The 19,158-nt window shown below is 51.4% G+C and carries 14 protein-coding genes and 1 pseudogene; 11 read left to right on the forward strand and 4 right to left on the reverse strand.

What is annotated here, in order from left to right:
- Window positions 1-208: 208 nt before the first annotated feature.
- Window positions 209-640: an exoribonuclease R gene (locus tag LZ11_RS08090; protein ID WP_148867395.1), complete on the reverse strand. Its 432-nt coding sequence runs from the start codon at window positions 638-640 to the stop codon at window positions 209-211.
- A 145-nt stretch (window positions 641-785) separates the two neighbouring features.
- Here LZ11_RS08090 and LZ11_RS08095 point away from each other — a divergent pair, with 145 nt between their 5' ends.
- From LZ11_RS08095 to LZ11_RS08120, 7 genes and pseudogenes are all read left to right on the forward strand, one after another.
- Window positions 786-3,173 (forward strand): Lon protease family protein, encoded by a 2,388-nt coding sequence (locus LZ11_RS08095; RefSeq protein WP_148867396.1) that lies wholly within the window; start codon window positions 786-788, stop codon window positions 3,171-3,173.
- A 5-nt stretch (window positions 3,174-3,178) separates the two neighbouring features.
- Window positions 3,179-4,093 (forward strand): signal peptide peptidase SppA, encoded by a 915-nt coding sequence (sppA, locus tag LZ11_RS08100; RefSeq protein ID WP_148867397.1) that lies wholly within the window; start codon window positions 3,179-3,181, stop codon window positions 4,091-4,093.
- Window positions 4,094-4,112: 19 nt separating this feature from the next.
- On the forward strand, window positions 4,113-4,844 hold the full coding sequence (locus LZ11_RS08105; protein ID WP_148867398.1) for a YIP1 family protein: 732 nt from the start codon (window positions 4,113-4,115) through the stop codon (window positions 4,842-4,844).
- Window positions 4,845-5,299: 455 nt separating this feature from the next.
- Window positions 5,300-8,134 carry an S-layer homology domain-containing protein gene (locus LZ11_RS08110; RefSeq protein WP_148867399.1) on the forward strand — a complete coding sequence of 945 codons (2,835 nt, stop codon included), beginning with the start codon at window positions 5,300-5,302 and terminating at the stop codon, window positions 8,132-8,134.
- 166 nt (window positions 8,135-8,300) lie between these two features.
- A pseudogene (locus LZ11_RS12895) lies at window positions 8,301-8,366 on the forward strand (hypothetical protein); the annotation flags it as partial.
- Window positions 8,367-8,372: 6 nt separating this feature from the next.
- Window positions 8,373-8,630, forward strand: a complete 258-nt coding sequence (locus tag LZ11_RS08115; protein ID WP_342782608.1) for an S-layer homology domain-containing protein — start codon at window positions 8,373-8,375, stop codon at window positions 8,628-8,630.
- A gap of 327 nt (window positions 8,631-8,957) precedes the next feature.
- Window positions 8,958-9,107 (forward strand): UPF0175 family protein, encoded by a 150-nt coding sequence (locus LZ11_RS08120; protein WP_246110763.1) that lies wholly within the window; start codon window positions 8,958-8,960, stop codon window positions 9,105-9,107.
- Window positions 9,108-9,216: 109 nt separating this feature from the next.
- Here LZ11_RS08120 and LZ11_RS08125 read toward each other — a convergent pair whose 3' ends face one another.
- Genes LZ11_RS08125 through LZ11_RS08135 form a run of 3 tightly spaced genes read right to left on the reverse strand, consistent with a single transcriptional unit; the run spans window position 9,217 to window position 12,707 of the window.
- Complete coding sequence (locus tag LZ11_RS08125) at window positions 9,217-10,392, reverse strand: ABC transporter permease (RefSeq protein ID WP_148867402.1); 1,176 nt, start codon at window positions 10,390-10,392, stop codon at window positions 9,217-9,219.
- Between the two features lies 1 nt (window position 10,393).
- Window positions 10,394-11,074 carry an ATP-binding cassette domain-containing protein gene (locus LZ11_RS08130; protein WP_148867421.1) on the reverse strand — a complete coding sequence of 227 codons (681 nt, stop codon included), beginning with the start codon at window positions 11,072-11,074 and terminating at the stop codon, window positions 10,394-10,396.
- A gap of 16 nt (window positions 11,075-11,090) precedes the next feature.
- Window positions 11,091-12,707, reverse strand: coding sequence for an RND family efflux transporter (locus LZ11_RS08135; RefSeq protein ID WP_148867403.1), 1,617 nt, complete (start codon window positions 12,705-12,707; stop codon window positions 11,091-11,093).
- A 234-nt stretch (window positions 12,708-12,941) separates the two neighbouring features.
- Here LZ11_RS08135 and LZ11_RS08140 point away from each other — a divergent pair, with 234 nt between their 5' ends.
- Genes LZ11_RS08140 through LZ11_RS08155 form a run of 4 tightly spaced genes read left to right on the forward strand, consistent with a single transcriptional unit; the run spans window position 12,942 to window position 19,076 of the window.
- Window positions 12,942-14,186, forward strand: coding sequence for an efflux RND transporter periplasmic adaptor subunit (locus tag LZ11_RS08140; protein ID WP_148867404.1), 1,245 nt, complete (start codon window positions 12,942-12,944; stop codon window positions 14,184-14,186).
- Window positions 14,183-17,290 carry an efflux RND transporter permease subunit gene (locus LZ11_RS08145; RefSeq protein WP_148867405.1) on the forward strand — a complete coding sequence of 1,036 codons (3,108 nt, stop codon included), beginning with the start codon at window positions 14,183-14,185 and terminating at the stop codon, window positions 17,288-17,290. The genes LZ11_RS08140 and LZ11_RS08145 overlap by 4 nt, the downstream gene beginning before the upstream one ends.
- Window positions 17,291-17,297: 7 nt before the next feature.
- Entirely contained in the window at window positions 17,298-18,434 is a 1,137-nt protein-coding gene (locus LZ11_RS08150) for a TolC family protein (RefSeq protein WP_148867406.1), read from the forward strand.
- Between the two features lie 27 nt (window positions 18,435-18,461).
- Window positions 18,462-19,076, forward strand: coding sequence for a TetR/AcrR family transcriptional regulator (locus LZ11_RS08155; RefSeq protein WP_148867407.1), 615 nt, complete (start codon window positions 18,462-18,464; stop codon window positions 19,074-19,076).
- Window positions 19,077-19,158: the final 82 nt, after the last annotated feature.

A 19,158-nucleotide genomic window follows, 5' to 3' on the forward strand; every position in this document is an offset into this window, starting at 1 on the left:
AACTCCTCCAAAATTCTTCTTCTGTAATCTTAAGTTGTAAATTTAGTATTTTTCTCCATAAATACCCGGGATCTCCTTATGAAGAGCATGGCTCACTCTCGTCCTCAATACCGAACCGTCCGATAAAACCTTTTCATAATACCAGTGATCGGTATTTTTCACCATTACCCAACCGTTTTTTTCGCAGTACATTTTCAGGTCTCTAAATTTAGGAGGCATGGCTTAACCTGAACAAAGACTTTATTTCTTCATCGGAATCGCAGAGCATCAACCGGAGTATATACGGAAAATGAGGCTTGCGGTTGGGTGAGTTGAGAAAAAGCATGGACCTTTCCAGGTACTCTGTAGTGTAATCCTTTAATTCTTTAACCAACTCCTCTACCGCTCTGTCCATGTCAGGAGCATTAACTGCAATTTCAAGAGCGTCCATTGACAGTGTAATAGACCCGTCTTCCTCTCGATAAACCTCAACTTTGAATTCTACCGGTGTTAAATAAGCCCTTAAAAGGTCCTTTCTGACCATTAGTATTTCCTGGTCTCTATTTCTTTTTATTATCGCCGGTTTCAGCTCGTTGTAAACCGAATTGAAAACCCTTGAAAAGTCGTTTCTGGCCTCTGTAAACCCGTATTCATTGATCATGAAATCATCTCCTCACGTTCATAATAGCACAGGTGCACACAAAGGGCAATATGAGCATAAATATAGATTGAATAACAGCGCCTGAAAGTTTATAATATACTCGACCAGACGTGGAAATAATTCTCAAGAAAGCGAGGGAATGCCTATGCTAAGAAAACTCACCGCCGGGGAACTGTGTGCGACGTGCGACCCGGCCGTTTTTAATTTCCGGTCCACCAAAGAAATCGAGCCCCTTTCGGATATAATAGGCCAGGAACGCGCCATAAGGTCCATGGAATTCGGCTTGAGGATAAACCGAAAAGGTTACAATATATTCGTGACCGGGCCCAAAGGCACCGGCAGGACTACATATACCAGGGCGGCGGTATCCAGGGTGGCTGCGGAAAAGCCCGTTCCCGACGACATCCTCTACGTTTACAACTTCGCAAAACCGGAAAAACCCCTGGCCATATTCCTGCCCGCCGGCAGGGGTTCGGAATTCGCAAGAGATATGGAGAAGCTCATTGAAGAAATCCGGCGGGAGATCTCCCGGGTCTTCGACGACGAGAAATTCGAAAACCAGAGGCAGGAGCTGGTGGAGAAGTACCAGAAAATGTCGGTGGAGCTCTTCGAGAAGCTGGAGCAGTCGGCTAAAGCCGACGGCTTCACCGTGCAGCGCACCCCCCAGGGCTTTATAACCATTCCGCTCAAGGACGGCAGGCCCATGAACCAGGAAGAATACGACGCTCTGACCGGCGAGGAGAGAAAAGAGCTGGAAGAGAAGAGCCGGGCCCTCCAGAGCAGGATTGATGAGACCCTCCGGAAGATGAGAGCCCTGGATAGAAAGATCAGGGAAGAACTTTCCGAGCTGGAAAGGAAGACGGCGCTGACGGCCGTGGACCCGTATTTCGAAGAAATAACTTCTAAATACGCGGGGTTTGAAAATATAATAGCTTATGTGAAGGCCGTGAAGGAAGACATAATCAAAAACCTGGCTGTGATCAGGGCCGATGCCAGGGAAAAGGGGGAAGCCCAGGAAAATTCGACGGGGACGGGCCAGGCCGTGCCCCGGGAGGACTTCTTCATCCGCTATAAGGTGAACCTGTTCGTCGACAACAGGGCTACAAAGGGTGCCCCGGTGATCTTCGAGACCAACCCCACCTATTACAACCTCTTCGGCAAAATCGAGGGAAGGGCCTTTTTCGGCACCGTCGTCACCGACTTTACAATGATAAAAAGCGGGGCTGTCCACCGCGCCAGGGGCGGGTATCTGGTGCTCCAGGCCGAGGACCTTTTTAAAGACCCCTTTGCCTGGGATACTTTAAAGCGCACCCTCAAAAACGGCGAAGCCCGGGTGGAGAACATCGGGGAACAGTACCGCGCCGTGCCCACGGTGACCCTGAAACCGGAGCCCATACCTCTGGACGTCAAGGTCATAATAATAGGAAGCCCCTTCATCTACTATATACTCAACGACTACGACGAGGACTTCCGGAAGCTCTTTAAGGTAAAAGTCGACTTCGACATAGAGATGGAAAGAAATCCGGTCAATATGAAACATTACGCCTCTTTCATCAGCCACATATGCAGGGAAGAAAACCTGCTGCCCTTCGAGTCTTCCGCTGTGGCGAGGGTGATCGACTACAGCTCCCGCCTGGCCGAAGACAGGAAAAAGCTCTCTACCAGGTTTAACGAAATTGCAGAAATAATCTACGAAGCCGGCGCCTGGGCCGCCATGGAGGGCGCCGAGTCGGTTGAGGCAAAACACGTGGATAAGGCCGTCGAAGAAAAAGTGTACCGCTCCAACATGATAGAAGAAAAGCTTTTTTCCATGATCAGACGGGGCGAGATCATAATAAGCACCGAGGGGCAGGCGGTGGGCCAGGTGAACGGCCTGTCCGTAATAGACATCGGCGACTACGTTTTCGGCCAGCCCTCCCGCATCACCGCCCGGACCTTCCTGGGGGACGCAGGGGTGATAAACATCGAGCGGGAGGCGAAGCTCTCGGGCAAAATCCACGACAAGGCGGTGATGATCCTCGCCGGCTACCTGGGCGAGAAATACGCCAGAGAAATGCCCCTTTCGGTCTCCGCCAGCATAACCTTCGAGCAGAATTACGGCGGCGTCGAGGGCGACAGCGCCACCTGCGCCGAGCTTTTGGCCCTGCTTTCCAGCATATCCGGCATACCGGTGCGCCAGGATTTCGCCGTAACCGGTTCCCTGGACCAGCACGGCAACGTGCAGCCGGTGGGCGGGGTCACGTATAAAGTGGAGGGTTTTTACCACACCTGCAAGATAAAGGGGCTTACGGGCACCCAGGGTGTGGTGATACCCGCCAGGAATCTGGATAACCTGATGCTGAAGCGGGAAGTCATCGACGCCGTGAAGGAAGGCAGGTTTCACATATACGCCGCCGAAACCATCGACGACGTCATAGAAATCATGACGGGATTAAAGCCCGAACAATTCCACATGAAGGTAATGGAATCCTTAAAGGAAATGGCGGAAAGGGCTAAAGAATTTTTCGATGGAGAAAATAAAAAACAGGAGTGAGAACCATGAAACGTCTAATAACCATTGCCCTAATAGTCCTTGTCATAGCCTCTGTCATCGCGGCCTTCGCGCTCGGCCCCGGGAGCAGGGAAGGTCTTGCCCCCCGGGAGGGAAATATGGTGGGAGTCATAAACCTGGAAGGCGTCATAGCGGGAGGAAGCGGCGGCACGTTTTTGTCGTCGGGCACCGACCATATAGTCCGCCAGCTGCACGAGGCGGCGCAGGACCCTTCCATAAAAGCGCTGGTAATAAGGATAAACAGCCCGGGCGGCTCGGCGGCGGCTTCCCAGGAGATCTACGAAGAGGTGCTGAAGGTGAAGGAGTCCGGCAAGAAGGTGGTGGTCTCCATGGGAGACGTGGCGGCATCGGGCGGCTACTGGGTGGCCAGCGCCGCCGATAAGATCGTGGCCAACCCCGCCACCATCACCGGGAGCATAGGAGTGATAATGGAATTTCAAAACGTGGAAGGGCTTTACGACAAGTTGGGGCTCAAGGTCAACGTCATAAAAAGCGCCGAACACAAGGACATTGGCTCCCCCACGCGCCCCATGACTGAAGAGGAACGGGCCATATTCCAGGGGATGGTGGACGACATCTACAATCAGTTTATCGACGTGGTGGCGAAAGGCCGGAACATGGACCGGGAACAGGTAAAAGAACTTGCCGACGGCAGGATATTCACCGGCAGGCAGGCGAAGGAACTGGGCCTTGTGGACGAACTCGGGAATTTTTATGAAGCCCTGAAGATCGCCGCCGAACTTGCCGGCATCGAGGGCGAGCCGGTAATTAAGGAGTACGGCAGAAAAACCCCCCTGGATATTTTACTGTCCGGAGCATCGGCTCTTTTTGAAAGCCGGAATATAATACTTCCCTGGGGAATCGATCCCGCCGGCCTTCTCCGGGCTCCGGAAATGAAATAAACGGACGGAGGTGTGACGCGTGGAAGAAGAAAAAAATACCGCCAAACTCGACAAAAAGGGCTTTTTCAGGGATTTCATAGATAACATCACCGGCGTGCTTTTTTCTCCGGCCGAGGCCCTCCGGAAGGTGTCCTTCGAGCGGAAAATCGCCCAGGGCCTCATAGTGCTGATCCTTTCGCACCTTCTGCCGTCGCTGGCAGCCGTTCCGGGCAGCGCGGACATTCTGGGCAGGATGCCCGTTTCAACTTACGGCGGCATGACAATGGAAAATATTTTTCCCGGACTTCAGAATATGGTACCATCCCTGGTAACCATGGGCGTAATTTTTGGAGTTCTGATATGCCCCATGATGCACTTCGTATTCACGGCGGTCCTGGAACTTACCTCGCAGTTTCTGGGCACGGGAGTGACGGCACTGTCCGAAGGTGAGATTGCCGCGATAGGCCCCCTCAAGACCGGCCCTGCCCTTTTTGCAGCCCTGGCCTTTGCCACACTGCCGCGGGTGTTCATGACCCCCGTCAATTTGCTGGTGAGGGTGACGGGAGTCAACCTGAGTCCGCTTTTCAGCCTTATCTTCTGGATCTGGGTTATGATCCTCCAGATCATTGCGGTGAGGGAGACCCATGGTTTCACCACCGGCCGGGCGACCCTGGCCTACTTCGCCCCCGTGCTGGCGGTGGCGGCCCTGGTTATAGCGTTGGTCGTAATGGCCCTTTCGGTTTTCGTTCCGGCTATGCGGAACTTCTGGTAAAAATTTTATGTGTACAGGGAGGAATTTACCAAGATATATAGAATATATATATCTACCGGTGTGTGTCTATTTTTCACCAAATCCAAGTAAATCAAAGAAAAACCGCGAATATTACCGGATTGTTACAGTTATATTACAATTTTGGCAATTATATTGACGCTCCAATAGGCTGATGCTATAATAGCAATAGAATTTGAACATTGACAACCGAATAATGAGCCTCGGCTCATACTCAAATCCGATGACCAGAAGCGAGAAGGCTCATTATTTTTGGATAAAAGTTTTCTAATGTTTTATAAACATGGCAATTGCGCGCAATATCATCCTGTGGATGGTATGGCGTATGATAATCTCAAGAATATAACCTTTGCATATATTCGAGAGGGGGGATATAAAGAAGTTATAAAGCTTTGTTAATATAAATATTTATAAAAAACAATAAGGAGGATTTGGGTATGAAGCGATTCAAAAAGCTCTTAGTAACCCTACTTGTTCTCACATTTGTGCTGAGCACAGTGAGCGTAGGGTTCGCAGCAACAACCGAAACGTCGCCTTCGGTAGTAAGGGCCAAAGCGCTCGGAATACTGAAGGGTGACGAGAAGGGCAATCTGAACCTTGACAAGCCCATCACCCGTGCAGAAGCACTCACATTAATCGTCAGGATTTCCGGACTTGAGAGTTCTGCCAACCTCATGAAAGGCCAGACTCAGTTCAAAGACGTACCTGCTACTCACTGGGCAACTGGCTACATAAACCTGGGAGTTGGCCAGGGTATTATCAAAGGGTATCCCGATGGCACCTTCAGGCCCAATGCTAACGTAACATTTGCAGAAATGGCAAAAATGCTCCTTTACGCTATGAACTACGGCGTAACAGTTGAAGGTGCTCCCTGGCCCGCTGGCGTAATGGGCAAAGCTGATGACCTCGGAATATTCGACGATGTTAATGCAGTGCCCAACGTTCCGGCGCTTCGCGGCGATGTCGTCGAGATGATCGACAACTCCCTTACCATAAAGCACCTGAAGCAGGTTGGCTACGGAGACCTCAAGCAGTATGAAGAGGGCGACGAGACCTTCCTGTCCAAGCTGGATGTCGAAGAAATTGACGGCAGGATTACAGCCGTTGACGTGAAGGACAAAGAAGTAACCGTTGACCCCGATGACGAAGACCTTAAGACCAAAACCTACACCCTGCTCAACGAAGAAATTGACATCGAAAGCCTGCTGGGTGTAGAAGCTACAGTATGGGTAAATGACAATGACGAGATCTTCTTCATCGATCCGAACATGGACGATGTGAAGGTCGACATCGTGGATGAAAATATGGCAGATGATGACGACGATGAGATCGACCTCAAACTTGTCGGCGACTCTTTTGACCTTGCCGATGATGTGAAAGTTTATATCAACGGTGCTAAAGCCGATCTCGAGGATCTGAAAGCAGGAATGTATGGTAACTTCGTGTTTGAGGATGACGAGATCGTCTACATCAACGTAAAAGAGTGGAACAAAGTCGATGCCGGAGTAGTAACCAAAGTTGAGGATAAGATAATTACCTACTTCGATGAGAATGGCACCGAAGATGAGATCGACATGGAAGATCCGGACGATGGGTACGTAATAACCCTTGACGGCAAGAAGATCGATCTCGATGACATTGAGAAGAACGACGTAATTTATGTTGCTGACTACGATGATGTCTATCATATACTGGTCGTAAGAAAGACCGTTGAGGGCAAAGTTGAAAGGGTAAAAGATGAAGAAGTCAAGATAAATGGAACTACTTATGACGTATCCGATAAAGCTACTTATTCCCTCAATGAAGACGAAGATATAGCTGCTTTCACTGCAGACGCCGTAACAGACATGGCGGGCGAAACTGCTCTCACTATCCTCGACCTTGCCGGTGAGGTAAGGCACATAACTTCCGCTGTTGAGTCGACTTCCGACGACATCTTCGGCGTACTCACCAAAGTTGATACCTACAACGAAGTAGTGAAAATATTTGCCAACGGCGAATCCAAGTCCTACGAAATCGACGGCGGAATCTATGCTGGAGATCAGGCGAAGGATGCTGCTGAAATTTCTTTAGATGATCTGTATGCTTACACCGCAAATCATGATGGCGATAGTGAAGACGATGAGTATGTAATAGTTAAATTTGCTTTAAACAAAGACGGCGAAATAGATGACCTGTATGTATTAGGCTTCTACGAAGCTGATAGTGGCTTTAAGACAGTAAGTGATGTAGTGTATGACGTAGATGCTGAATTTGTCGATTATACTATTAGATTCGAAGACGTTATAGAGGATTTCGACGAAGATCATGACAAGATAGAGGCCAGTGACGAGTATTTCGTAACGTCGACCACCACTATCATCGATGAAATCGACGATATGGATATAGTAAAATGGGACGATATTAAGGAAAAAGAAGTTGGCGACGATGTTGATGCTATTGTAGTTTTTGACGATAAGAACGATGCAAAACTAGTAGTCTTCGTGGCTGGTTTCACAACCATAGCTGAAGATGAAGAACTGGGCGTCGTTCTCGACAAGTTCGTCGAAGACGGCGATTGGAAAGCTACGGTTAAGGTATACGATGGCGAAGAAAAGGACTATGTATTAGCTGACAAGGATGACGTACAACTCGGTGAGACAATTGTATTCACCGTCAATAGCGACAATGAGTTAGATCCGGTAGTGACAGTTGTATACGAGAATCCTGAAGACACAATAGCGGTTGACAACTCCGATGATGTCTATAAGTATGTAGATGGAACCGTAAAAGCAAAAGACGGTAGCTATATTAAAGTAGACGAAGATGGCGATGGTGACATTGACGGAACTTACAAAGCTGATGCTAAGACACTGATCTACGACGTAACTGGTGATGACGTACTCGGAGATATTGATGAAGCTTCCCTTTCCGATGTCAAGGTCGGAAAGAACGTTGGCCTGGTAGTTGACGGCAAATCTATAGCAGTACTCTACATCATAAGCGAACCGATAGAAGAGGAAGAAGATACTGATGCTGCAATTACAGCTAACTTTGATGAAACAACTGATGAGCTAGAGATAACTGTAGCTAATGTTGAAGATGCTTATGCTATAAGAGTATATGATGCTGAAACCAATGAAGTATTGACCAGTTTTGCAACACTCGATGAAAATGGAACAGCGATATTTACAGTAACTAGTGGAGAAAATCCTGTATTTGTTAAAGTTAGAGTATACGATGATAATATGGAGACACTACTCGAAAAAGTGGTAGCAGTTAGAGTTAATTAGTCGAAAGCTAGGAGAGAGAGGAAAATCCTCTCTCTTCCTTTTTTGTTTCCACTGTATGGGCTAATCTTTTGCAGTGAAAGTCTGCATGGGGCAGGTAGCGGGGACAAATAACTGAATGACAATACTGTCAGCTAACCACTAGTTCTGCGACAGCGCAGAGACCGCCTACAGGTACGGTTTCATCAGGGGTGATCAGAACGGTTTGTTCAACCCCGGGATGGGTGTCTCTCGCCAGGAGATGGCAGCTGTACTGGTCAGAGCCATGAACCTTGAAAAAGAGGCTGCTCTGATGTCCGACTCAGAGGTGGAGTCACTGCTTGCCTTCAAAGACGAGAGCGAAATCGAGCCCTGGGCCATGAAGTACGTTGCTGCTGCCGTAAAGTACGGGCTCATTAAAGGTAATCCCGACGGTACCTTCGGGTCCAAGGATTTCACCAGGCGCGACCAGGCGGCTGCGGTGATCTTTAGACTGCTTAAGCAGAAGCGAAGGGTATAGAGTTAAATATTAAGCCCGGCGGTTCTAAAACAGCCGGGCGTTCTATTTTTTATGTCTGCTGTATTATTACAACCTCTTTTATCTTTTTTAATTATTGATATAATATTAATAACAAATAGAATTTAAATGACAGGTACTGTAAAGGATTAAAAATTCAGTTTGAAAGAGCTTAATATAATGAGGTGGAATTATGTTATCGGAACCCAATTACACTAATATCCAACTTACGTAGGAATTTATAAGCATATTATCTAAAGTCGGCATTGGTAAATCTATTGATGAAAGATAAGGTTATCCCTTGCCATTAGTTTTTATGTAGAAAAAATTGTGACCTTAGAGAAGGCGGCAGAGCTTGCGGGTAAGCCCCTTGCAAATTTTATAGAAATACTGAAGAGCAAAGGAATACCATGGATGGATTATAGTAAAGAACACGTAAACGAAGATGATTTTGCCATAAGAAAATATAATACCGAATAGGAGAAAAAGAATGAGTAAAATTATTAGCAACTCAGAATTCTCAAAAGTGAAGGTGAAAGTTAATAAATGAGGCAAAACGCCCGGCGGTATAAACCGCCGGGCGTTGCTATTACTCATACCGCAAAGCCTCTACGGGGTTGAGGCCGGCGGCCCTGCTGGCGGGGTAAAGGCCGAAGAAGACACCCACCAGCAGCGAGAAGCTGAAGGCGAGAATTACGAAGGGGGGCGCGAATTTTACGCTTATGCCCAGGGCGCTCTTCAGGGCGTAGGCGGCGGCGAAACCCGAAAGCACCCCGAATACTCCGCCGGAGCCGCTGAGGATGATGGATTCTATGAGGAACTGGAGCAGTATATCCTGCTTCGTGGCTCCCAGGGCCTTGCGGATGCCGATTTCCTTCGTTCTCTCCGTTATTGACACCAGCATTATATTCATTATCCCGATGCCGCCGACAAGCAGGGAGATGGCGGCTATACCGCCCAGCATGGCGGACATGGCGCCGGTGGTCTGCTGGACTGTCTCAAGCACCTGGGTCTGGTCGAATATCCGGAAGCTGTCTTCATCCCCTCTGAATTTTTTTAGGAGCTCGGAAGTCAAATGGTCGATTGCCGGCTGCACGACTTCCGGGGAGCCGGCCTGCATGTAAATCTGGTTTATGCCACTTCTGCCGGTGAGGGTGCAGGCCACGGTGATGGGGATCAGTATTATTTCGTCTTCGGAGCCTCCTATCGTGTTGCCCTTGGGTGCGAGGACCCCGATTACCTCGAAGATCCTGTTCTTCACCCGGATTTCCTGGCCCAGGGGGTTGGTGCTCCCGAAGAGTTCTTCAGCCGCGGTGGAACCTATAACCGCCACGCTTCGCCTGAGCCTGACGTCGTCGGTGGTAAAAAACCTTCCCCGGGCTATGATCAGGTTCCTTATGGCCGCGTAGGCTTCGTTGGTGCCGGTGATGTTTACATCCATACTCTCGCCCCTGTAAACGGCCTTGAGCCTGGCGGTGGAAACCGGAGCCGCGTTATCTATGAAGGGGTTTTTGGACGAAAGCTCCTGGAATTCTTCGTATGTCAGGGAATTCGCAGGCCCGCGGCCCGTAATGTTCACCGCTATGAGGTTGGCGCCCAGGCTTTTAATGTTCTCTTCTATTTGAGATGCCGTGCCCTGAGTTATTGATACCAGGGTAATTACCGAAGCGACGCCTATGATTACGCCGAGCATGGTGAGGAAGGAACGCATTTTTTTGCGGGTGATGCTCCTTAGGGCCATCTTTATATAAGCGGAAAAAGGCATTTTAATCCTTCACCCTTTCGTCGCGGACTATTTTTCCGTCCCTTATTTCGATTTTTCTCTTGGCCCTGGCAGCGATCTCCCTGTCGTGGGTTATGAGTATTACGGTTTTTCCGGACCCGTTTAGTGATTCCAGGATGTTCATTACTTCGGCGCCGGATCTGGAGTCCAGGTTGCCCGTGGGTTCATCGGCCAGGATGAGGGGTGGGTCAGCGGCCAGAGCCCGGGCGATGGCCACTCTCTGCTGCTGGCCGCCGGACATTTCCGAAGGCCTGTGACGGGTCCGGTCCGATAGGCCTACGAGGTCAAGAAGTTCGGCTGCCCTCGTCTGCCTCTCGGCGGGCTTTACGCCGGCGTATATGAGGGGCAGCTCGACGTTTTCCAGGGCGTCCAGGTCCGGTATGAGGTTGAAGCTCTGGAATACAAAGCCTATTTTCCTGTTCCTTATCTTCGCCAGTTCCCGGTCCTTCAATTCGCTGACGGGTTTGCCCTCAAAGATGTAGCTGCCCGAGGTCGGGGTGTCGATGAGGCCCAGGATGTTCATCAGCGTTGTCTTTCCGGACCCGGAAGGTCCCAGGACGGCCACGAATTCGCCTTCATCTACTTTAAGGTTTATGTCATCGAGGACGGGTACCTGGTTTTTTCCCTTTCCGTAAACCTTGGAAACGCCTATCAGCTCGATCACTGTCGCCATCCTCCTTTTACCGCCTGGGTCCGGACGGCCCTATGAACATTCCCGGGGGCCGCATCTGGGTGCGCTGGGTTGTTCCTGTCGTCCTGCCGGTGCCGGATGTCAGCAGTACCAAATCGCCCTCGTTCAGGCCCTCCAGTATTTCGACGTATTCGCTGTTGGAGATACCCGTCTTTACTTCTTTGAAATTCTGACGGCCATTGCCGTTCTGCGGGGAGGACTGACCTTTTTCCGCCAGAACGACGAAACTTTTTCCGTTTATCTGCCGCACGGCCGATACGGGTACCATCAGCGTATCCTCTTTTGTCTCCATGATTATCTCCACGCTTACGGTCATGCCGGCCCTGAGCTCTTCAATGGGCTCCGTCACGACGGTGACGTCGAAGGTGGAAACGTCGTTCTGCACGGTGCCGATTTCGGCTACGTGTTCGACGGTGCCTTCCCAGGTCCTGCCCGGCAGCGCGTCGGAAGTGACCTTTGCCGGCATTCCCGGCTTTACCCTTATGGCGTCCAGTTCGTCGACAGACACGACCACCTTCATTTTAGAATAGTCCGCCATTATTACAAGCGGGTTGCGGTTTTCCTGGCTGCCCGACTGGATCAATTCCTCGCCTTCGCTGGCATTCACTTCGACGATGGTGCCGTCGAAGGGGGCCGTATATGTCAGCTGCTCCTTCTGCAGGAGTTTCTGCTGGTAGTCCAGCTGTGCCTGCTCCAGGGACCGGCGGGCGGTTTCCACATTCCGGTTGACTTCCTCGGAGCTTAAGGAGAGCAACCTCCCGCCTTCATCGACGACCGCATTTTCTTTTACGTAAATTTCTTCAACCGTCCCGGCAGCCTCGGCCTTTACGTCAACCAGTTCCGGCGGCTCCAGGGCGGCGCTTTGGACGCTCTGCTCGGTCCCGTTTTCCGTAGAGATGCTGACGTCAACCAGGGTTTGTTGGCCTTCTATGTAGTAATCACCGTCAATTTCTACGGTGGCGTAGTAAAATACAGCACCGCTCGGCTGTACGACGCCCTTTTCCTCCACTTCCCTTACGGCTCCTTCGGTGGTGAAAAGAGAATCCAAAAAAAGCACCTGTGCCTTCTGGCCCGGCTTTATGTTCTTTATCTGGTAGCCGTTAAAGGGGGCCCGGACCAGGGTTTTACCGGGGCTTAACTGGAGCCTTGCCACCACGGCGCCCTTTGATACGGATTCGCCCTTCCTCACGGTAATCTCTTTCACAAGACCTTTATCGGGCGACCTGACCTCGGTCTTTTCCAGGGCCAAAAGGGCCTCCTCCAGCGTTGTTTTCTGCTGGGCTACGCTTAATTCCGCCTTTCGCAGCGAGAGGTCCGTTTCCTCGTTGCTCAATACGAGCAGCGGGTCGCCCTTATTGACCCGGTCGCCGGCCTTTACGTAAATTTTTACCACTTTGCCGCTGCCCCTAGGCAGCAGTTCGTGAAGCTCGTAAGGCTGTATCGTCCCGCTGGCCTTGACGCTCACGGTGAGGTCGCCCCTCTGTACGCGGGCGGTCAGGGCAGGGGTGGTGGAGGCCGCCTTTTGACGGCCGCCTGCGAAGAAAAAGTAGGATGCTGCGGCGACGGCGGCAATTGTTATGGGGACTAATATTTTTTTATACTTCATAGAACACCTCCGCGTAAAACTGCTTTTTAACAAATATTATATCGAAATATGTTTATGGAAATATGTAAAATTTGTGATAACAATCTAAAGAAACAGTTTTTAAGAATTTAATGGTGGCTTTAATTATTATTCCTGCCTGACGTTTATCCTTGGAGCTGTTGATATTGGACACAAATTATGGTAATATTAACCCTATAGACCGACCGGTCGGTCGAACTGTGGGAGGGTGTTTAAATGATCAGAAAAGGGTTTGCGGCATTGATCCTTTTTCTTATCCTTGTAATGGTCGTTACGGGCTGCGGCAGGAAGCCGCCGGCGACCGCCGGTGCCCAGAAGCCCGTCCCCGTGAGGGTGGACCGGGTGACTGCGCGGGATCTGGCGGAGTACCGTTCCTTTCCCGGTACGGTGGAGGCTGCGGGCCAGGTAACCGTTACCGCCAAGATTTCGGGCAGAGTGGAAGCGGTTCTGGTAAAGGCCGGCGATAAAGTAAAGGCCGGCCAGGTGCTGGTAAAGCTAGAACAGCAGGACGTGCAGGCACAGGTGAGCCAGGCCAGAGCGGGGTACGAAGCAGCCCTTGCCAACTACAATAAAATAAGCAGCCAGCTGGAGCAGGAGGTCCAGCGGCTGGAGTCGGCGTTCAAACAGGCGCAGGCGAGCTTTAACGACGCCGCCCGGAATTACGAGAGGATGAGTAAACTGTATCAGGACGGAGCTATATCGATGCGCGAATTCGAAAGCATCGAGCTACAGTACAAAGTTGCGAAGGAGCAGTACGAATCTGCCAAGGTGCAGCTGGAGATGACAAAAGATAAGTCGGCGCCGGAAACCGTGGCGGCGGCGAAAGCCCAGGTGGAGCAGGCCAGGGCCGCGCTTTCCGCCGCGCAGAGCGCCCTCGATAACACGCTGATAACCGCGCCCGTCGACGGCGTTGTCGGGGCGGTAGACGTGAAGGTGGGCCAGCTCCTTACTCCTGGCATACCCGTAGCCACTTTGGGTAACACAGGCAATATGGTCGTTAAGATCAACGTAAGCGAAGATGTTATAAATTCCATGAGAACCGGGCAGAAGGTTCAGGTTGCCATCGAAGCCGCCGGGGTGAACCTGGAAGGCACGGTGACCAGCGTAAGCCCCTACAAGGACCCGAGGACCGGTACCTACCCCGTTGAAGTGAATATAGCCGGAGCCGGCGAAAACGTAAAGCCCGGCATGTTCGCCAGGGTGAAGCTGGCCGTCGCCTCATACAGCGGAGTGATAGCCGTTCCCGAGGAATGCGTGCTCACAAAAGGCGGGGATAAAATAGTCTACCTGGTGGAAGGCGGGAAGGCAAAAGTGGTGAAGGTCGTTACCGGCCCTACGGTTAACGGATTTACGGTAATTGAGGAGGGTCTGGAGGAAGGTCTCGAAGTTGTGGTTGAGGGCCAGGAGTATCTGGACGACGGTACACCGGTGGAAGTGACCGGCAAGGAGGGGACGAAATGAGCCTAGCGAAGTTTTCGATAAGGCACCCGGTTACCATGATAATGATCGTCCTCATCGTGCTGGTGCTGGGTGCTGTTTCCCTCGACAGGCTTGGCATAGACCTTTTGCCAAATATAAGCTTTCCCACGCTGATGGTGGTAACCGAATACGAGGGTGCGGGGCCCGAGGAAATAGAAAACCTGATTACAAAGCCCCTGGAACAGGTGATAAGTACGGTCAACAACGTCAAAAGCGTCAAGTCTACTTCTCTGGAAGGTGTATCAAGCATAACGGTGGAGTTCAACTGGGGCACTGACATGGATTTCGCCGTGCTGAACGTCAGGGAGAAGATAGACCTTATCAAGAACGCCCTGCCATCGGAAGCCGGTTCCCCCCAGATTTATAAATACGACGCTTCGCAGATTCCGGTCATGGAGATAGCCCTCTATGGCAGCCGGGACATGAAAGAGCTTAGGAAGATCGCCGAGGATAAGGTCAAAAACAGGCTGCTGAAGCTGGAGGGCGTGGGAATGGTTCAGGCCTTCGGGGGGAGCAGGAGGGAGATACAGATAATAGTGGACCCCGACAGGCTGGCCCATTACGGGATTTCAATGAATACCATCGTCAATGCTCTTCGTGCGGAAAATCTGAATCTCCCCGGAGGTTCTATATCCTACGGCAGGAGGGAATACCTGATAAGGATCACTTCCGAATTCAGGGAAATATCCGAGATCGAGGGACTGCCCGTTCCGATAGGCGGCGGTGTTACGGTGCCGCTTTCCAGCATAGCGACGGTGAAGGATACCGAAGAGACAGATATACTGGCAAGGTATAACCGCAAGCCAGGGATCGGTTTTCTGGTTTTCAAACAGAGCGGCTTCAACACCGTGCAGGTCTCTGAAAGGGTGCTGAAGGAACTTAAAGATATACAGCGGGAGCTGCCTCCGGATACCGGCTACGAAGTGGTTTTCGACCAGGCGGATTTCATCAAAAAAGCCATAGGCCGCGTCGTCGAAAACGCCGCCACCGGTGCGTTCCTCGCAGTCTTCATACTTTACCTATTTTTAAGAAATGTGCGGACTACAATCATAATCGGTGTATCGATTCCCATTTCAATAATAACAACCTTTATCCTGGTCTATTTCAATAAACTTACCCTCAACATGATGTCCCTGGGCGGGCTTGCCCTGGGCGTCGGAATGCTGGTGGATAACTCCATTGTGGTACTGGAGAATATCTTCAGGCACCGACAGGAAGGAGGGGATGCTGTAACGGCGGCGGTCTCGGGGACCGATGGGGTCACCAGGGCGGTTATGGCGTCGACGCTGACCACCGTTGCCGTGTTCCTGCCGATCGTGTTCGTGGAGGGTATTACGGCGCAGCTCTTCAAAGAATTCGCCCTCACGGTTACCTTTTCGCTGCTGGCGTCCCTAGTGGTGGCTCTCACGCTGATCCCCCTGCTCTCGTCAAGACTCATGGTGAGGGAGGTGAAGGGAGCGTCCCGGGGATGGCTTGCTAAGCTGGGGCAGAGGTTCGATGAGGCCTATGAAAGGGTTCTATCCCTTTATCAGAAATCCCTGAAATGGGCTCTGGCCCACAGGAAGATGGTGGTGGGCGTCGCGGCGGCGGCTTTCGCGGCCACCATGGCGCTGGTACCGCTGGTGGGAACCGAGTTCCTGCCCGGGTCCGATTCGGGCATGATTATGATGAGCGTCGAGATGCCCGAAGGCACCAGGATCGAGGAACTGGAACGGGTGGTAGATAACCTTAACGAAAAGATAGAAGCCATACCCGAAGTAAAGGGCGTGCTGAACATTGTAGGTTATGAAGGGACGTCGGATCAGAGAAAAGACAATGAGGCCACCATGCTGGTAAAGATGCAGCCCCTGGCGGAGAGAAAAAGGAGCAGCGAGGAAGTTGCCGAGGAAATCCGAACGTTCGCCGAAAAGACCCCCGGCGTGAAGGTCGGCGTTTCGGCTATGGAGACGATGATGTTCTTAGGAGGGGACCAGGACCCGGTTTCCATTAAAATCAAGGGCGACGACCTGGAGACATTGAAAGACATATCGGAAAAGGTCGTGGAAGCGGTAAAATCGGTGCCCGGTACCCGGGAAGTTGAAAGCAGCCTCGCCAGGCAGCGCCCGGAGATCAATATAAAGATCGACAGGGAAAAAGCATCGCTCTACGGGTGGAATTCCGCCTATGTGGCCAGCTACGTGAAGACGGCGGTACAGGGGAGTACCGCCACCAGGATCAGGATGGGCGGCGATGAAATAGATGTAAAGGTGAAAGCTGAAAGCAGCCTGATCGACGATATAGGCAAGCTGAAGAGCCTCACCATTCCGAGCCCGGCGGGAGTAATGCTGCCCCTTTCCGGTATAGCCGAGGTGACAAAGGCCGAAGGACCTATTTCCATCGAGCGGGAAGACCAGACGAGGACCGTCAGGGTTACCGGCAGCGTCCTCGGCAGATTTTCCGGCGAAGTCAACAGGGATATCCAGGAAAAACTGAAGTCCCTAAGGCTGCCGGAGGGGTACAGCATAGAAATGGGTGGAGAGCAGGAGCAGATGATGGAGTCCTTTAAAAGCCTCTTTCTGGCGTTCCTGCTGGCGGTTCTGCTGGTATACATGGTTATGGCGGCCCAGTTCGAGTCCCTGTCGCAGCCCTTCATAATTATGTTTACCGTGCCGCTGGCCCTGATCGGGGTGGTTTTATCCCTGCTTCTGACCGGCAGGAGCCTCAACATAACCTCCTTCATTGGGATAATAATGCTGGCCGGTATAGTCGTAAACAACGGTATAGTGCTGATCGACTTCATAAACCAGCTGCGGCAGAGGGGACTTTCCCGGGAAGAGGCTATATTGAAAGCGGGCCCGATCCGGCTCAGGCCCATACTGATGACGACGCTCACGACAGTACTGGGGCTTTTCCCGCTGTCCCTGGGCCTGGGAGAAGGCGGTGAGCTTCGCGCCTCTCTGGCAACGGCGGTCATAGGCGGGCTTACGGTGTCAACGGTGCTCACCCTGGTGGTGGTCCCGGTGATATACACGTTGTTCGAGGATTTCGGGAAAATAATAGGCAGGATCAATCTGCGGATGAACGGTATCCGCATATTCGGGAGGTAATAAAATAATGAGGAAATTAAGGAAAACGGCGGGTTTTCTCTCGGTGATCCTGGTATTGGCTCTGTTCACCGTTTCATCCGGTGCGGCCGGCGCCGATACCGGTGATGTTTTAACCCTGTCCCTTGAGGAAGCGGTGGAGCTTGCACTGAAGAACAACCCGGCGGTGGGGCTTGCGCAGCTGGGAGTGGAAAAGGCCGAGCTGAAGAAGAAGGAGCTGCGGTATCAGGAAAAGAAGGTTGAGGAGAAGGAAGAAGCGTACGGGACCAACCTTAAGGATTTCGATTACGAGTATGGGATGGAGCTTGGCAAAAAGGCTGCGGATATGGAGCTGAAGCTGGCAGAGCTCGGGGTGGAGGCGACCGGAAGGAGCATCCGGTTCGGTGTCGAGGCGGCGTATTACGCGGCGCTGGCCGCCCGCGACAGGCTCCAGATCGCCGGGGACAGCCTGAAGAGAGCCATGGAAATGGAAAGGATTGCAAAGGCTCTGTACGAAAGCGGATCGGCGGCCAAAAAGGACCTCCTGGACGCCAGGGTAAAGGTAGCTACGGCCGAAGCCGAGCTTAAAAAGGCGGAGGCCGAGAAGGAAAAAGCGTATATAGATCTGAAAAAGCTTTTAAAAGTGGACATGGAAAGAGGAATAGAACTTTCGGAGGCCCTTGAGTTCAAAGCGGCGGATAAGGAAATCAGCCTGGAAGAGCTGCTTTTGCAGGCCAGGGAAAGGAGGATCGACCTCGTTCAGGCCCGGGAGCAGCTGGAACTGGTCCGGCTGGATTTCGACATGACAAAAAGGGTTTATCCCTCCAATACTTTCAAATACAAGGAGAAGGAGTACGCCTTGAAGGAGGCGGAGCTGAACTATGAAGAGGCCCTTAGCCGCGTGGAGCAGGAAGTGAGGAAGGCCTACCTGGATTACACAGCGGCGGCGGCCAGCATCCCGGTGCTCGACAGGTCTTTAGAAATGGCAGAGGAGAGTTACCGCCTTGCGAAGCTCAGCTACGAGGCGGGGCTCATAAGAGGTGTGGACCTGATGCAGGCGGAGGAAGCCTTAAAACAGGCGAAGCTTCAGAGGGCCCAGGTCATCTACGCCTATAACCTGGCCGCGTTAAACCTGGATAATGTGGTATACATGAGCGTCAACCGGTAGGTCTGAAAGAGGGGTGAAAGAAGGGAGATGGGTAAGGAAGACATCGGTACTGACCGGAAGAGGGAGCGCTACGAGTCCATAATCAAGGCCGCCGGGGAGCTTTTTACCCGGAAGGGTTTTCACGATACGAAGATGGAGGAAATCGCCGAACTGGCGGGTATCGGGAAGGGAACGGTGTATGAATATTTCCGCAGCAAAAAGGATCTTTTTTTCGATGTGATAAAGTACTGCACTTCAAACTTTCTTGACGACTTTAAATCCGCAGCGGCAAAAGGTAAAGACTACCGCGAAAGGCTGGACAACGCCCTGAGCGTACTCATAAGGTATTTCCAGGAGTCATCGAATTTTTTCAAGCTGCTGATAAAAGATCACAGAGAGATAGATGAAAAGCTTTATGAATGGCTGGTAAATGTAAAGATAATCACCGCGAAGATTGTCCAGGATATCCTGGAAGAAGGCATGAAAGCGGGGGAATTAAAGCCCGTAATGCCGGTAATCCCAGCTTTGATGCTGCTGGAATCATGCCGCCTGGTGCTTTTCAGGGAGCTTTTTAAGGAGGACGAGTATGACCCGGAAAGTATAAAGGTGATGGTCATCGATATTGTCCTGAACGGTATCAGGGTAAATGGCAGTCGAACATAGGCCGGCGGCAGGTGTTTTACAATAATAATGATTTTACAGTAGAATCAAAATTGTATTGATTTTGCCCCGGGCATCTGATAGG

The organism is Thermosediminibacter litoriperuensis (assembly GCF_008124715.1).
GTDB classification, from domain to species: Bacteria; Bacillota; Thermosediminibacteria; order Thermosediminibacterales; family Thermosediminibacteraceae; genus Thermosediminibacter; species Thermosediminibacter litoriperuensis.

Bases quoted from the DNA above. Each gene is read 5' to 3' on its own strand.
- LZ11_RS08135 (WP_148867403.1), bottom strand. From the start codon at position 12,707: ATGAAGTATAAAAAAATATTAGTCCCCATAACAATTGCCGCCGTCGCC.
- LZ11_RS08150 (WP_148867406.1), top strand. From the start codon at position 17,298: ATGAGGAAATTAAGGAAAACGGCGGGTTTTCTCTCGGTGATCCTGGTA.
- LZ11_RS08095 (WP_148867396.1), top strand. From the start codon at position 786: ATGCTAAGAAAACTCACCGCCGGGGAACTGTGTGCGACGTGCGACCCG.
- LZ11_RS08115 (WP_342782608.1), top strand. From the start codon at position 8,373: ATGGCAGCTGTACTGGTCAGAGCCATGAACCTTGAAAAAGAGGCTGCT.
- sppA (WP_148867397.1), top strand. From the start codon at position 3,179: ATGAAACGTCTAATAACCATTGCCCTAATAGTCCTTGTCATAGCCTCT.
- LZ11_RS08140 (WP_148867404.1), top strand. From the start codon at position 12,942: ATGATCAGAAAAGGGTTTGCGGCATTGATCCTTTTTCTTATCCTTGTA.
- LZ11_RS08110 (WP_148867399.1), top strand. From the start codon at position 5,300: ATGAAGCGATTCAAAAAGCTCTTAGTAACCCTACTTGTTCTCACATTT.
- LZ11_RS08125 (WP_148867402.1), bottom strand. From the start codon at position 10,392: ATGCCTTTTTCCGCTTATATAAAGATGGCCCTAAGGAGCATCACCCGC.
- LZ11_RS08145 (WP_148867405.1), top strand. From the start codon at position 14,183: ATGAGCCTAGCGAAGTTTTCGATAAGGCACCCGGTTACCATGATAATG.
- LZ11_RS08155 (WP_148867407.1), top strand. From the start codon at position 18,462: ATGGGTAAGGAAGACATCGGTACTGACCGGAAGAGGGAGCGCTACGAG.
- LZ11_RS08090 (WP_148867395.1), bottom strand. From the start codon at position 640: ATGATCAATGAATACGGGTTTACAGAGGCCAGAAACGACTTTTCAAGG.